Annotated in this window: 10 protein-coding genes; 7 read left to right on the top strand and 3 right to left on the bottom strand. The window is 58.8% G+C overall.

Annotation, left to right across the window (positions count from 1 at the left end; translation table 11 throughout):
* Positions 1 to 217 precede the first annotated feature (217 nt).
* The 3 genes from XH87_RS00320 to XH87_RS00310 all read left to right on the top strand — a co-directional run bounded on the left by XH87_RS00320 (position 218) and on the right by XH87_RS00310 (position 5,245).
* Positions 218 to 2,050, top strand: a complete 1,833-nt coding sequence (locus XH87_RS00320; RefSeq protein ID WP_271585722.1) for an ABC transporter ATP-binding protein — start codon at positions 218 to 220, stop codon at positions 2,048 to 2,050.
* Positions 2,051 to 3,423: 1,373 nt separating this feature from the next.
* Entirely contained in the window at positions 3,424 to 3,669 is a 246-nt protein-coding gene (locus XH87_RS00315; protein WP_271585721.1) for a hypothetical protein, read from the top strand.
* An 850-nt stretch (positions 3,670 to 4,519) separates the two neighbouring features.
* Positions 4,520 to 5,245: an outer membrane protein gene (locus XH87_RS00310; protein ID WP_271585720.1), complete on the top strand. Its 726-nt coding sequence runs from the start codon at positions 4,520 to 4,522 to the stop codon at positions 5,243 to 5,245.
* Between the two features lie 351 nt (positions 5,246 to 5,596).
* Here the strand turns inward: XH87_RS00310 and XH87_RS00305 are convergent, their stop codons facing one another.
* A complete protein-coding gene (locus tag XH87_RS00305; RefSeq protein ID WP_271586558.1) occupies positions 5,597 to 6,322 on the bottom strand; it encodes a LuxR family transcriptional regulator in 726 nt (241 codons plus the stop codon).
* 49 nt (positions 6,323 to 6,371) lie between these two features.
* A complete protein-coding gene (locus tag XH87_RS00300; protein WP_271585719.1) occupies positions 6,372 to 7,238 on the bottom strand; it encodes a hypothetical protein in 867 nt (288 codons plus the stop codon).
* A 492-nt stretch (positions 7,239 to 7,730) separates the two neighbouring features.
* On the opposite strand from XH87_RS00300, the gene XH87_RS00295 reads away from it, so the two are divergent.
* The 3 genes from XH87_RS00295 (at position 7,731) to hemN (ending at position 11,398) form a co-directional block, all read left to right on the top strand.
* Complete coding sequence (locus XH87_RS00295; RefSeq protein ID WP_271585718.1) at positions 7,731 to 8,447, top strand: sulfite exporter TauE/SafE family protein; 717 nt, start codon at positions 7,731 to 7,733, stop codon at positions 8,445 to 8,447.
* Between the two features lie 1,065 nt (positions 8,448 to 9,512).
* Positions 9,513 to 9,734, top strand: coding sequence for a hypothetical protein (locus tag XH87_RS00290; RefSeq protein ID WP_271585717.1), 222 nt, complete (start codon positions 9,513 to 9,515; stop codon positions 9,732 to 9,734).
* Positions 9,735 to 10,063: 329 nt separating this feature from the next.
* Positions 10,064 to 11,398: an oxygen-independent coproporphyrinogen III oxidase gene (gene hemN, locus XH87_RS00285; RefSeq protein WP_271585716.1), complete on the top strand. Its 1,335-nt coding sequence runs from the start codon at positions 10,064 to 10,066 to the stop codon at positions 11,396 to 11,398.
* 415 nt (positions 11,399 to 11,813) lie between these two features.
* Here hemN and XH87_RS00280 read toward each other — a convergent pair whose 3' ends face one another.
* Positions 11,814 to 12,332, bottom strand: a complete 519-nt coding sequence (locus tag XH87_RS00280) for a hypothetical protein (RefSeq protein ID WP_271585715.1) — start codon at positions 12,330 to 12,332, stop codon at positions 11,814 to 11,816.
* Between the two features lie 917 nt (positions 12,333 to 13,249).
* Between XH87_RS00280 and XH87_RS00275 the strand changes: the two genes are divergently transcribed.
* The gene (locus XH87_RS00275; RefSeq protein WP_271585714.1) at positions 13,250 to 14,653 is read left to right on the top strand and encodes a carbohydrate porin; all 1,404 of its coding nucleotides are present in this window, start codon (positions 13,250 to 13,252) and stop codon (positions 14,651 to 14,653) included.
* The last annotated feature ends 449 nt before the right edge of the window (positions 14,654 to 15,102 follow it).

The following is a 15,102-nucleotide window of genomic DNA, read 5'->3' as shown; positions in this document are numbered from 1 at the left end:
TCTCAGATCGATGCTCTCAGCCCGAGGAGCTCGCAAAGCGTGAGGCGCTTCAGCTAAGCGCTTACGCGAAGAGTGGGTGAAATGGGTAGAAGAGCTCGGCCGCAGCCCCCAGACTCCGGGCATTTATCGCATCCTTCGGACGGCGCGCCAAGCATTGGGCACATCGGGTCTGGATCGAACGGTTTTTACACCGCGTGTGCCACAAACCCATAGCGCCATGACCAGTCAAGATGACAAACGACCCGCCGCAATCGGCTTGGTTCTCCCGTTTGCGTTGGAGCACTGGCTGAAGCAGCCAGTCCGTGCCACGATTATCCTCGTCGGCTTCTTAGGGGCGACGGTCGCCGACCTGTTCATGCCGGTCTATTCCGGGCGTCTAGTGGATGCATTGACGTCGGTTCCCTCCGACCAAGCGGCGCGACATGCGGCACTGATTGCGTTCGCTGGTATCCTTGCGCTTGGTCTGCTCTCGATTATATTGCGGTTTACGGGGTTGCAGGCGATCGTGCCGTTCACGCTGACGACCATGTCGGATGTGGCCCGTGGGGCCTTCATGCGCGTGCAGCGCTTCTCAACCGACTGGCACGCTAACTCGTTCGCCGGCTCGACCGTGCGCAAGATCACCCGCGGCATGTGGGCGCTCGACCTGCTCAATCATACGATCCTGATGGCATTGTTGCCCTCGCTCGCGGTGCTCGTGGGCTCGACGATCCTGCTCGGCCTGCATTGGCCCGAGCTCGGCGCCGTGTTCGGCCTCGGCGCAGTGATCTATGTCGCCATGACGACGGCATTCACGATCGGCTACATCGCGCCGGCGGCGCGCGTCTCCAACGCTTGGGACAGCAAAGTCAGCGGCACGCTAGCGGACGCGCTCACTTGCAATAGTGTGGTGAAATCCTTCGGTGCTGAGATGCGTGAGGATGCGCGGCTTGACGGTGTCGTCAGGCGCTGGCGGGCGAGTGTGCAGCGCACCTGGCTACGGTCCAACGGCACGAGCACGGTGCAGCTCGTGATGCTCTTGTGCTTTCGTGCTTCGGTGATCGGCGGCGCCATCCTGCTGTGGATAGCAGGACGCACCTCCCCGGGCGATGTCACCTATGTGTTGACAAGCTATTACATCATCCACGCCTATTTGCGCGACGTCGGGATGCACATCAACAATCTGCAGCGCTCAGTGAACGACATGGAGGAACTGGTTACCATCTATGGCGAGCCGATCGGCATTGTCGATGCCCCCGACGCCAAACCGATCGACATTCACGGCGGGACGATCACGTTCGAGGACGTCACCTTCCTGTATGACGGCGATCGCGTGCCGCTCTACGACGGACTGTCGATCAACATCCGCGCCGGCGAGCGGATCGGTCTGGTCGGCCGCTCCGGCTCCGGCAAAACCACGTTCGTCAAGCTGCTTCAGCGGCTCTACGACGTCTCCGGCGGCCGGATCCTGATCGACGGCCAGGACATTGCGAAAGCCACGCAGCAGTCGCTGCGCAGCCAGATCGCAATCGTGGAGCAGGAGCCGATCCTGTTTCACCGCTCGCTGGCTGAAAACATCGCCTATGGCCGACCCGGCGCCAGCATGTCGGCGATCAAGCAGGCGGCGAGGCTCGCCAATGCGCATGACTTCATCATACGATCGCCGAAAGGCTACGGCACACTGGTGGGTGAGCGCGGCGTAAATCTGTCGGGCGGCGAGCGGCAGCGCGTTGCGCTGGCGCGCGCGTTCCTTGCAGATGCGCCAGTGTTGATCCTGGACGAGGCGACGTCGAGCCTGGATTCGGAATCGGAAGCGCTGATCCAAGAGGCGATGGAACGGCTGATGAAGGACCGCACCTCGATCGTAATCGCGCACCGCCTGTCGACGGTGCGCGGCCTCGACCGCATCCTGGTGTTCGATCGCGGCAAGATCGTCGAGCAGGGCTCGCATCCGGCACTGATCGTGCAACCCGGCGGCATCTATCGCAGTCTGTTCGAGCGCCAGGCCATCGAGTTCGGTCCGCTCTCGGCGGAACGCCAGCCTAAAACATGGCTGGCCGCATCTCCGTAGGCCTAGTGCTATTTGGCCGTGCTGGAGGGACATGAGCAGGGGCTGATAGTCCCACATCCCTTTTTGCAATCTGGTGACGGAGGCGCGCGTGAGCGTTGATGCAAAGGCGCATGAAGAGTTCTTCCGGACGTGGCTCGCAGATATGGTTGAGCTGGCCCGGCCGTTCGGCTTAAGCGAGGTCCGCGGCGACGGCAGCGGGATCACGGAGGCACGGCGGACGCTGCCGCGGGGTGCGCGGCCAGGCCGGCGGCGTGGTGTGACCCTGTCGAGCCTCTGCCACCTCGTGTGGGGGAGGTGGTGACGCGCAGCAGCGGCCGTGATCGGGTGGTGTTCGGCACGGTGCTGTTCGGCCGCATGCATGGCGGCGCCGGTGCCGCCGCACGATGGGCCTGTTCATCAACACCATGCCGCTGCGGCTCGTCTTGACCGCACCGGCGTCGGGGCAAGCCTGCACATCACACATGCCCGCCTGCCCGAGCTGCTCGCGCATGAGCATGCCTCACTGGCACTAGGAGTTCTTCAGTCAAGTTCGCATCTGATTTCTGCCCGGGCGTAGGGGACCGTAACGACCTCCGCCCAACGTGGTCAGAACAGGTAAGTGGCGTCGCTAATTTAGAGCTTGATGGTCCTCAAACACCTGATAGCTATCGTGGCTTATATGACCTGCCGCCCACTCCAAGGGCTGATAGCCGGGAAGCGCAACCCAACACATGCGTGCGAGACATCGCACGGCTATCGGCGCTTGTGATCCCTCAATGCGTTCGCGCTCGTTGCGGCATTGTATCCTACAAACCCGCAACGACGGCACCCCACATTCCTTTGCCGGACGATAACGAATTCCGTAGAGGAGCATCGCAAGCGCGCAGCATCTCGCTGCCCTTCTCTAGGGCGACTCACCTGGAGCAAAAACGGCGCGGAGAGCAGGATCCCATGCGCAGGGTCGAACAACAGGACGACGGGCCGCGGACACATGTCAGAAAGCAAACAAGCAGCGTTCGGAACACGGCACACGATTCCAAAAACGACATGACAACCAGTGTTGCGATTAGAACGCTTCTGGGCTTGTGACTGCGAAAGGAGCTGAACGGTCCATTTTCATCATGTTCGGCTTTAGTCGTCATTGGCATGGCGCCGATCTTCCGATTGCAGGAAGAAGAGCCCACAAATATTGACCGATACCAAGCAACAAGAGCACTGCGGCAGTACGACGTACGGTCATCGGAACTTCAACAAACATCTATAAACTTCATTGAAGCGCCGAGAGCGGCTCGATAGCAAGCGGGCTGCGGCTCTGATGTCTTGCTTGCTGGGACAAGCCACAGACTCTCGGTTGCAAGGTAGTGCCTTGTATCAGGACGTCGAGGAGTGTTGAGATGGATCAGTTCTTATCCGAGCAAGTGCAGGTGCCGGATGCTATCGTGAGCGTCGCATTTGATAAGGCTTGGCGCTTTGTCGAGAAGGATCCGTTGCTGGCGCATAATCTCAGGACGGTCCTTCATAGCCGGTTGCGCACTTTCCTTGAGTGTTCGATAAGGAACGGCGAACGGAATACTTTGAATCTGGCAAACGAGGCGATACGCAATTTGCGGGCTGAACTCGCGCCGCCGACCGAGCAATAAGGCGCCTGCACCTCTACTGGCAAAATGGGTTTGGCTAAGGATCTTGGGAACTTTATGCGTCAGGAAAACAACCAGGTCAGAGTGTGGTCGAGCAGACCTTCCTCCGCTCATGTCTGCCCGGTGATGACGAGCACGTTCGCTGTTGTCTGTGCGGCTCTTCTGGCGACCCAGACCAGTAAGCTGGAACTCAAAGGCGGGGAGACAGGACAGCCGCCATTCGCTGGCGCCGGGAAAAGGCATACCGTTTTCTCCTGACCATGGGCTCGACACGAGCTCGCGCAACTTCAAGGAAGAGCCTCGTCAAGTGCAGCCGCCTTCTTGACATCCCTCGATCGAGGTAGAGATTGAGGACCATCGTACTACACTTGTACTAGGTCCGGAGCCAAAGCGATGGAGGCCTGTGATCGATCACCACCGCATCGCTCACAATCGCTAGCGGCAGCATGACCGTCCTGCCCGAGGGATGAGCCTCAGCGCCCGATACGCGTCCTCGCGACCAGCGGTCTTCATTTGCCGAACTTCGTGGACAGCGAGCATACACGGGGCGTGTTGGCGAAGCCTGGCTTGGCGCTAGTCAGCGACAGAGGGAGCCAAACACGTCGCGGCATTGCGTCGCATCGTAGGCCATCATGAACGGATCGCATTCAAAGGAGGACCTGCGCCAAGTGATCACTGTCAGGCCGCAGCATTTCGGTCGAGGCTGCGCATGGCAAGTTGCGCACTTCACAATCTGACGCGGCGTGCGATTGGACCCATTTCTTTCGAACACATGTTGTGCCGCAGTTACAGCAATTCGCGATCATATTGTTAAACGCACGCCGCCGGGGGTAGCGAAAGGAACGACACTCGAATGAAGAATTTTCTGATTCTGACCGCATGCATCGGCGCACTCAGCGCGGCCGCTCCCGCATTCGGCACGGACCTCTCCGGGCAGCCCGTCAAGATCAAGGCCCCCCCGCTGCCGGTCGCAGCTCCAATTATCGATTGGTCCGGCTACTATATCGGTGTCAATGGCGGCTGGGGCACGAGCCACAATTGCTGGGATTTCAATGGCGTCACTGCCGAGGGTTGCCATGATTCGGCTGGCGGCACCATTGGCGGCCAGATTGGCTATCGTTGGCACATCTTCAATATGGTCTACGGCATCGAAGGCCAGGGCAACTGGGCCGACTTCAACGGCTCCAATGTCAGCACCGCCTTCCCAGCAACCACCATTGGCACCAAGACAGATGCGTTTGGTCTGCTCACCGGCCATATCGGCTACGCCTTCAATGCTGTGCTGCTTTACGCCAAGGGCGGTGCTGCCGTGACCAGCAACACCTATTACATCAACTCGGCGGCTACTGGCACCGAGATTGCCAAAAACAATGATGTGCGTTGGGGTGGCGCGCTGGGCGTCGGTGCCGAAGTCAGCATCACGCCGAACTGGTCAACTGGCGTCGAATATACCCACCTATTCATGCAGCGCAGCAACGTAAGCTTCCCAGCGGCCCTTGGCGCCGATCGCGTCCACCAGGACGTCGATCTCATCACGGCACGGCTCAATTACAAGTTTGGCCCGGCGTTTGCCAAATAGCGATCTCCACGCGATTGCTTGAATCGGGAGCCCCGACGACGGTCGGGGCTCTTTCTTCAGATGCTCCTCTCCCTCGCATTTCTGCCGCACTTCCGAAGCACCGGGCCCGAGCTCGGCTAAGTCTGGGTCACCGGCTGGATGGAACGACGGCGCCTGACTCCGACGCTGGCGGACCAGGTCAGTCGATTCGACACGTCGTCGAGGGTTATGGAGCTCCACAACCTCAGGCCGCGTGAGGTTTGAGATCGCTTGTCTCGATTATCTGCGATTTGGCCAAAAGTGCCATGCTGAACTTGCCAGAAGCTGCAAGAAAATTTGGCAGTTGGAGCTTGTCCCGTTCGACTGATAAATTCAAAGAACATCGAGGCGAATAGCTATAGCGATCGCTTGAAGCCGGCTGGTCGCACCCAACTTTCGCATCGCATTCTTGATATGAAAATTGACTGTATTCTCGCTGATTCCCAGGATCACCCCAACTTCCCATGACGATTTCCCCTCGGCCACCCACCGCATGCAACTGATCTCCCGCTGCGATAGTGCAACTTTTCGGTCGCAATCATTATTGGAGGAACGAGCGATCTCGCCAGAGGCGGTGTGAAAAAGGCAGGCCAGCGCGTTGAGATGACCGATGCGGTCCTGAGGATCAGCATCGTCGGACGGAGATGCAAACGACACCACAGACACCCGCCCCAACGGACCGAACAATGGTACGCTCATACCATGCTTCAGGCCCGCCTCTCTCGCCTCGTCCAGTACGCGTCTCTCGTCTGGTTGAAGTTGATGGCGGTCGGCGAGTTGATCCCACAAAAAAGGCCGCGTATGCATCGGCGTCCGCCGCACCACCGGATCGATAGTATGGTACTTGCGTTTGAAGTACCGGTCGCACCAGTCTGGCGGCCACTTCACAGCCACAGTCGGAGGTGGATACTCCGGCAGCCGAAGCGGCTCGACGAAATTGAGAGCGCCGTAAGCGACTTCACTGAACCCTTCTTCAGTGGCACGGCTTACAAGGAGCTCGAACAGCGCTCTGAGCGAATGCGTCTGGTTCGCGCATTCCGTGAAGCTAAAGAGGTCCATGATGGGACGCCGATCAGGCTCACTGTCACTGTGTTCGATTGCGCTTGTTTCAGGCGGAGCCGCAATCCGTTCCATGACCTGAACTCTTGGGTTTGTGCTTAGTGAATTCTGAGCGCTCGCACGCTGCGTCAGACCGTTCCCGAATTCGTTGCCTTGCGGCCGGCTGTGCCGGCATGATCGTCCCGTCAAACAGCCGAGATGCCTCCACCATCCCTGGTCCGAGCTGAACGGCACGCCGCAATCCAAGCGCCGTTGCACATGCAAAGTGATCGGTCGAGCTCGCCGATGACGCACTGGCCAAATCGGGGATCACCGCGCCCTCATCCGTGTTGATGGTCTGTGCCATCGATGCCGACCCAACGCTGAACCGCCTTGCTGATGCCGGCGGTGATAAAAGGTCCGAGGGCCCTGGCCACTCAGCTGCCGAAACCAACCAAACAGCACCAGCGGCTATAGGCTCGGCTCTGTTCAGATTGGATGGCGAGAAACCGGGGTCCTGTCCGAACGACGCTTCGCTTTGTCTCAAGCAGAGGAGATCCTGGCAACTGAACTCCGCGATACAGGTGAGATAGACGACGCCGATACGTTTGGCGGTGCCGGACTCGACCTGCGCGTGGTCGGTCTGCTTGCCGACGAAGACAACAGGAGCGTCATTTTTCTTCCCAATCTTGCGAACTGCCATCGCTAACCATTGGCTGATCCTCCGCCCTATGACGGCGTCGGGGCCGCGTCGATAAGCAACACGGAACAGCCGAAGCCGAAGCCATACTCCTCGCATGAAGGCCTGGCGTCTCAGCGGGGCGGTCCGGCAGGTCCGGCGCAAATGGATCGAACGGGCAGAAAATGGCGACGTCAAAGGCGCAATGGGAGATAAGCGTGGTCGCGAGACCTGCTTGATGCAGAGGACACTTTGCATGCTCATCTCCGGAGGGAGAGCCCCCGGAGCGACCAGCAAGTGTCGTACCAACTTTGATTTCGCGAAAATCAACCGTCAGGACAAGGTTTGTAAGGCGGATGGTTGGTTCGACAGAAGTGCATGAAGCAATCATGACATCGGGAGGAAACGCGACAGGGCTATTTGCGCCAGCCGCGGCACGAGGTGACCTAGCCGAAGAAAGGGTGCAGGTCCCTCGGCGGCAGCTTCGAGTCTATGGACTTCTAACCGTCGGCGCCCAAACGCAGCCCTCTCGCAGCCCAGTCAAGTACCAACCTTGGCAATTGAGGATGACGGTGACACATGGCAATCGTCAAGGAACTTGAGCTGACTGTACCTTGGCCCGCGCGGATCCCCGAATAAGCGCTCGGAATAGGCCGCCCAGCGGAACGACAATTGCGCCGGCACCTTACGCTCGGATCATGATGCGGTTGGTGCAACCAAGGCGAAGAACTTCGCCAAAATCGGTGAAGTATGGTTTCTCTGCTCTTCGCAATCGTCTCACTGCTCTATGCGACTGTTGGCCAAGCGGGTGGCACCGCATTCCTGTCGCTAATGGCTTTTTCTGGTATGCCATCGACAGAGATGCGCCCGACGGCGCTTGCTCTCAACATTGTTGTCGCGACTTATTCTACGTGGCTCTTCAACCGCATCAGAGTCGTAGACTGGATAATCCTGCGTCCGCTTCTGCTTTCATCGATGCCAACGGCGCTTGCCGGTGGCTTTATTGTGCTCGGGGAACACATTTACAAGACACTGACGGGGATCGTCCTTCTTCTGGCGAGCGCCGTGATGATCATGCGGCGCGGACGAGCATCCGATCGCGTTTGCGAAACTCCGCTCCGGGCAAGCGTGAGCATTGGTGCGGTTCTTGGCATGGTCTCCGGCCTGACCGGCGTGGGCGGCGGAGTATTCCTGGCCCCGACGCTCATCGCACTGAATTGGGCATCACCTAAGCAGAGCGCCGCGCTATCACCCCCTTTTATCCTGGCTAATTCCGCAGTCGCCTTCGTCGGAGCTCTTTTCACCGGCCAATTTCCGTCCTCGGATTTGGCGCTTTACGCAATCTCCGCGCTTGGGGGTGCCGTCGCAGGAACGGTCATAGGCCTGAGATGGTTGAGCCAGACAGCTATCAGGTTCATCCTCGTGGCGGTTCTGGTCGTTGCCGGCATCCAATTGGTTCGCGCTTGAAAGTCTCGAGCCCCACTTTTTGGGGTTGGGAAGCGCCCAGCGCGGTCAGATGGAGGTGCAACACGATGCAAGCCGCGAGTCAGTCGAGTCCGAGCGCCTTGCCCAACTCTGCAAGCAGCCATGGAGCAGCACGTCTCCTACTAGGATAAGCCGTATGGTCGAGCGACGGTGGGGCGCACTACCTCGCGGAGCGCTGATCGTCATGAGCCGGGCGGTCAGTACCAGGTCGCATCCGGTTCGCGCTTCCCAATGGGCGGGAGGGTCAACGTCGAGCGGGGCGTACGAGCAGGATGAGGCGTACGCCGGTCTCGTCTATTCTGTGCGAGGCAGCTTCAATCAAGCGCGCAGTAGCTGCAGGACCAAGAGCACCTGATGGACGGAGCGGGAATGGGACGCCGAGCCAAGGCGCCCCGACGCACTTTGCCGGGTTGAAAGTGCGCCGGGCCCGCCCCAACATCATCAGTACATCCGTGATGATGCTGGCGGCAATGAGACAAGGAGCGTGGCGGAATTGAGGCTCATGCATTTTATACTTGAAATTCAAAAATGTTTTAGTGAGCTGCTCCAAAGCACTTGAATCGCACGTAGCGTCACGTTGTACGATCGCGCACTTGGCGCTCTTCATCTAGCAAGCAACTTATTTTCCGTGACACGCCGGCCTTCGAAGGAGGCCTCCGACTCGTGGCATCTGGCGGAGAGGTCTGCGCATGTCGAAGCTAAGCGGCGAGACGCCACTCGCCTCCCCAGCAAGCCATCGTCCATTCTTTCGCGCTAGGATTCTCAAAGGATGCTACCGGCCGGACGACCGATCGAACCGTCGACCTGCTGACGTCCGCGCCCAACTCTCCTTAACCGATCGTGTCCGTAGGAAACGGCTGCGAAGGGGCGCTTCGAGCTCGCGCACTTCGCCCTGGGATTTGCTGCAAGCCTGCTCCGCCTTGCGCTTCAACTCCTTGATCGTCTGGGCTATCGACTCAATCGTTTAATCCTTCCGCAAGCGCGTGGGTTCGTCAGCTTCCTGCCTGGTTTGTCCTGGATGTCGCCGATTGAGACCTGTACGCGCTGTTGGATGGTCAGATTCAGTTCACGTTTCTCTTCATCAAGGGCACGTTGTTTGCGGATCAGCTCGGCTTGAGCCTACTGCGCCTTAGCAAGCTTGGCATTGTTGGACTCCAAGTTTTGACGAAGCTCGGCTGCTTCGGCAGTTTGTGTCATCAGCTCGGCCGTCGCAGCGTCTGGAGCCTTCTCCGCTTCCATGGCGACGAGCTGGCCGCGCTCGGCAGCTAACCGTTCGGCGACCTGGTTCTCGATCTGCTGGCGCTGCGTGGCCCTCGCTCCTGGCGCAAGGCTCGGCCTTGCAACTTCGGCATCGTTGTCCGCCGATATTTCCTGAAAGCGCGCTCATACGAGAAGTTCATTCTACCCACAAGCATCCAGATAATGGCCAACGAGAGGCTCTCACGCGCACTCTCAGTCCCGGCCGCTAAGCCGCGTTGGCAGTGACATCGAGAGCGGGACCAGATCTCAGGAACAGTTAGGCGCGTTTGACATAACGCAAAGACACAAGAGAGGGCATCGGTCAGCTTTACGCTCTTTGAGCATGGGAAACTTAAGCCTTGCAGACCTCGCTCTTGAACAAGTATTGCGATGCTCGCCTGCCTTGGTACACCATCTACCCAACCGTACCGGATTTCTCCGCGATCTTCGGTGCCAAGTCTTGTGAGACATGGTTGAGGCGGCTGCCGCCGGACGAACCCGTATCGCTCTACGTCCACGTTCCGTTCTGCCGCTCGATCTGCTGGTATTGCGGCTTCCCTACGAGCCTCACTCGCAGCGAGCGACCGATCCGCAATTACTTGGCGGCAATGCACGAGGAGGTACGCTTGGTCGCAGAGCAAGCGCCGCGCGCTCTGCCGGTGAGTGACGTGCATTTCGGCGGCGGAACGCCGACTACCATTGCGCCAACCGATTTCCTGGCCTTGATCGAACTCCTGCGCCGCTGCTTCGCGTTCAGCAAATCAGCTACCATCGCCATAGAGATCGACCCGCGTGCCTTCACGGCCGAGATGGTCGAAACGTTACAAGCGGTCGGGGTCAACCGCGCGAGCATCGGCGTGCAAAGCTTTGACCCCGTGGTTCAAAAGTCGGTCAACCGTGTGCAGAGCGAGGTGCAGACGGCTTCTGTCGTCGAAAGTCTTCGCCAGCATGGGATAAGCCGCATCAATTTCGACCTTCTCTTCGGACTGCCGCATCAGACGGTGCAGTCCTGCGTGGACTCCGCGCGGACGGCTTTGGCCATGCGGCCAGACCGGCTTGCGGTTTTTGGCTATGCTCACGTCCCCTCCTATATGAAACGTCAGCGCCAGATCGATGAGGCGGCGCTGCCGGACAATGTCGCCCGCGCTGAGCAAGCTGCGGCCATTACAGATACACTGGTCTCGGCCGGCTACCGCCAGATCGGGCTCGACCATTTCGCCCTGCCCAACGACGAGCTCGCGCTGGCGCAGAAAGCCCGTGAGCTGCGTCGCAACTCCCTTGGTTATTCGGCTGATACCTGCAACACCGTGATCGGCTTAGGTCCGTCAGCCATCGGCCGTTTGCGTGACGGTTACGTCCAGAACGAGATCGCAACCGCTTCCTATCAACAACACATTCAGGCTGGTCGTCTGGCAACCTCAAAAGGCTACTGTCTCTCCGCCGAAGATCGCCTCCGCGCCACAATTATCGAGCGTCTGATGTGCGATTTGCAGGCCGACGTACCAGCGATCTGTGCTGCTCACGGATTTGATCCGATTCCTCTTCTCAGTTCGGCCGACCGCCTGGGAATGCTTGCCGAAGACGGGATAGTGGACATTGAAGAGGGATTCATTCGGGTCAAGCAGGAACACCGGTTTGTCATTCGTGCTGTTGCTGCCGCATTCGACGCTTATCTCGACCGTACCCCCTATTAACTAAGCCACGCATGTGAGCAGATCCCAAACATCTAAGCTCTTCGCGAGGGAATGATCCGAAGAGGCGCCTCCGGCAGACCGACCAGATTTCAAGGAAGCAGCGGCGGCGTGATGACACGACCTTTCAGATATCGCCTCAAACCGGCGAGGGCTGACTAAAAGGAAGCTGATTTAAAGGAGAGGCGCAGGCGGATTCCACCGTTCAGGGCCACGCCTCGATCATGCGGAAATGGCTCTGTCCCGCCTCCCCCGGGGAGTGCTCTCGATGATGGTGATGCCTCAGCGACATGCCGCTGAAGACGCCGGCGCCCGCACAAGCTTCGGATATTTTACGGTCGGAGGCAACTTTGCGAAGTTACGGTCCACCTCCTCGAGCGCAGTTGGAGACTCGACCACGCTGCAGCGACGTGAGACCTCAAGGCTCGGCGGTCTTCGGTCCTGCGATCACTGGCGCGCCTCCGACGGAAACAGGTCCCTGCGGTTTGGACCGCCCGAGGCGTTTCCTGGCGGCGCTTGGAACAGCCCGGGCTGGCGACAAAGGAGGCACGGAAGCAGCAGACGGCGCAGGTGTTGAACTCTGCAGCGAATCGATCCGAGAAGTCAGCACGGTGATCTGGTCCAGGATCCCTTTGAGGACATCCCGCTGGGCATCGATCCGGCGGTTGAGTTCTGCGATCTCATCGCCAGCCCTCTGCTGAGCCCAGTTTATCTCGAACAGGGATGCCCTGTCCTCCGTTGACAGGCTCATCGTTGAAGCGACTTCCCTGCTTTCCGGCGTATGGACAAACTCTTCAAAGTTAGCCCAAAGCCAGGCGCCAGCAGCACACGAGCCGACGAGGACGAGCGGGAACACTAAAACCGGGAGAATCCGTCTTGACGGCCGGTGCAAGAGCGGCCGCAAGTCTGAAGCGGCCTCTTGATCATTCAAGTCCATTGTCCCTCGCCCAACATCCCCATTCCAGCAGGCTTATTTCGTCGACGCGACAGCCTGCGTGCCTCTCGCGCTCCAGGAGCTGCCAGCGTCGACGATAATCAATCTTTGCGATCCTGATCGGCTGCCCCTGCTCCTATGAAAGCTCCTTCGTAGCAACGCAACGCGACAATTTGTGCGCGTTCTCCATGATAGCGCCACCAGCGAGCAATGGTTCTCGTCTTCGTCGGCGATGGCGCAGCATTTTCTCAGCATTCAGAAGAACCTTGCAGATTTTCTTACCTTGCCGCTGCACGAATGCACACGGTCGACTGATTCCTGCAGTGCGTTCGATGGAGCCCGCCTCAGGCCTTGCCGAGACCAGCAACTTCATCTGGCACGCGCCACGTAAGCGCCACGGCCGATCGGCCGAGCCGCAATGGCCGACTGGACCGGCAATCATTGCGCCTGGTCAACCATCAATTCCGGCAGGTTGTTCGAGATGACGGGCACGTGGCAAGCGTGACCAACGACCGCCCACGTCAAGGATTCGGATGCAAGACCACAAGCAAAGTTTCGGACCAGATCATCGCGCCGCGAGCTGAGAGGTTCGGGAAGTCTGAGTGGTTCTCTTAGGATCATCGAGTTCTAAGTCGTCTCCCTTGCCCTCGGACGCGAAAACGCACGGAGCTCATTCTGGGCCAATCAGGCCGCGGTTCAATCTATTCATGGCCGACAGGGACCCGAAGTGCGCTATGCGTGATTGCTTTCTTACGACGACCTCGCCTCGGACATACTCGGCTACGGCAGCACTTTCTTTCAATTTTAGACCAAAGGCAAAGCAACGTGGGCTTCTTATCGCACTTTCGCTAGCGGCTTGTCTGGTCGGCAGTTGCGTACTGGCACAAACCGCGAGCGGGCTTGATCCCAGTAGGCCCCCTGTGGATCAGGCCAGCAAAAGACGAAAGGCTTCCGATCGGGCCGCAAAGCTCCCGATCGACTTGGTCCGTCAGGCAATCCGCCCTGCTGCCCCGGCGCCAGCAGCAGGTCCCGGTGTGCTTTTCGAACGGCGCGGCAATGCGGACAGGGCTGCTCAGACGAGAACGCAAAAGGCGATCGATCCCTTCGCAAGGTACGACAATCTGCGTGAAAAAGGGTTGTGGTTACCCATCCCTGGTCCTGCAGATACGATTGATCAGGACAAGGGGGGCGTTAGATCTGCGCTGGCGGACGTCGGCATCGGCTACATCGGCTGGACACACAATACCTTTGCAAACAACCAGCTGCCGAATGCAGCCAGAAGCCCTATCGCAAATCAGCTCTATATGGGCCAGAATCCGACCTTCGCGTCGGCAAACTTCATGATCGTCACCTACGATCTCAGCCGGTTTGGCATTGCCGACGGACAGATTGTCGTGGGAGCCGAGCAGCAATATTGGACCTGGGATCGCCCAGGGCCAGATCGAGTGGGAATCAATACGCTCGCCTACTACAGGACTTTCTTCGACAGGACACTAGAACTCAAACTTGGCTACCTCAGAAACCAAAATGAATTCACCGGCACATTGTTCGGAGGGATTACAGGATCGAACATGTCTGCCTTGTTCCAGGCAGGGATGAGCACCAATGCCGCGCCCACCCCGGCGGTCAATTTGAAGTACAATTTGGACGATCGCTTGTACAACAAGGTCTCCGTTCAGCGCTCAATCAGTCCAGATGGTTCCTATGCCCACATAACGGAGAATCCCACTGGCTTGAACTGGAGCACGGCCAATGCAGGCATCCTTTTCGTTGAAGAAGCCGGCTATAAGAGCAAGGCTGCTCCCGGCGTACCCGACACGTGGCTGCGGGCGGGCGTTGGTTTCAACAGTAGCCGCTACACGAATTTGGCGGATCCCAAGCAACAAAGGGAGAGCGGGAATAATTTTTACTACATCGCTGCGGACAGGCAGCTCTGGCAGAGTGACGCCCCTTGGTCGCCGTCTCGCGGCATCTATAGCGGCTTCTCCGTCATGGGAGCTCCACCTGACCTGAACAGGATCAGCCGGTATTACGAGCTTCGTCTTTATGCGAAGGGAGCTTTTGATAGTCGGCCCAGTGATCTGATTGCTCTCGTCGCGACCAAGACGGCCTGGAGCAAGCTTGCAGTGGATGCTGCTCTTGCCAAAGGCCAGCTTGCGCACCGCGAGACCACAGCAATCACGGGAACATACACCGCGCATCTCGCTCCGGGGATATATGCAAGTGTCGGACTGTCATACATTCATAACCCGACAAGCATCACACACACGCCTCGAACGGAACACGCGCTCAATCTGTTGGTGTCTACGTTGATATTCTTCTGATCATCGCAAGCGCCGTTCTGCTCCCACCTTCTCGTGACGCATGGGACCGGAGCTTCGCGACTCCGATCTTGCAATGCTACTTGAGCAAGACGCGTCGCGGTTCCACTACCGACTTTGTGCTTAACCAACTTCATGCCCTCATTCGCGTCCCCTTCGAGCTGCTAAGCGACTATTGTGAGGACTTGATCGTGCGGGCCCCGGAACTGCGATGGTCAAAACGCTTCGCGATGCGGACTGGTACGAGTATGCGCGCGCCATTCGAAACACGGTGTCGCACAACTTCGAAAGGGACGTTCCGCCCTTAGAGACGAGATGGCGCCCAGTGGGCGACGAACAAAGCCTGTTCAGGCATCAAACAACCCAAGCGTCTTTTTCGGGAAGATGTGCAGGCCATCCTCAATTCGCAGCAGTAGCGCCGAACGCCTCTCGGCGCTCGGGATCGGATAGGT

The sequence above is a fragment of the Bradyrhizobium sp. CCBAU 53415 genome, assembly GCF_028128735.1.
Taxonomy (GTDB): domain Bacteria; phylum Pseudomonadota; class Alphaproteobacteria; order Rhizobiales; family Xanthobacteraceae; genus Bradyrhizobium.
This window is presented reverse-complemented; position numbering and strand designations above follow the sequence as displayed.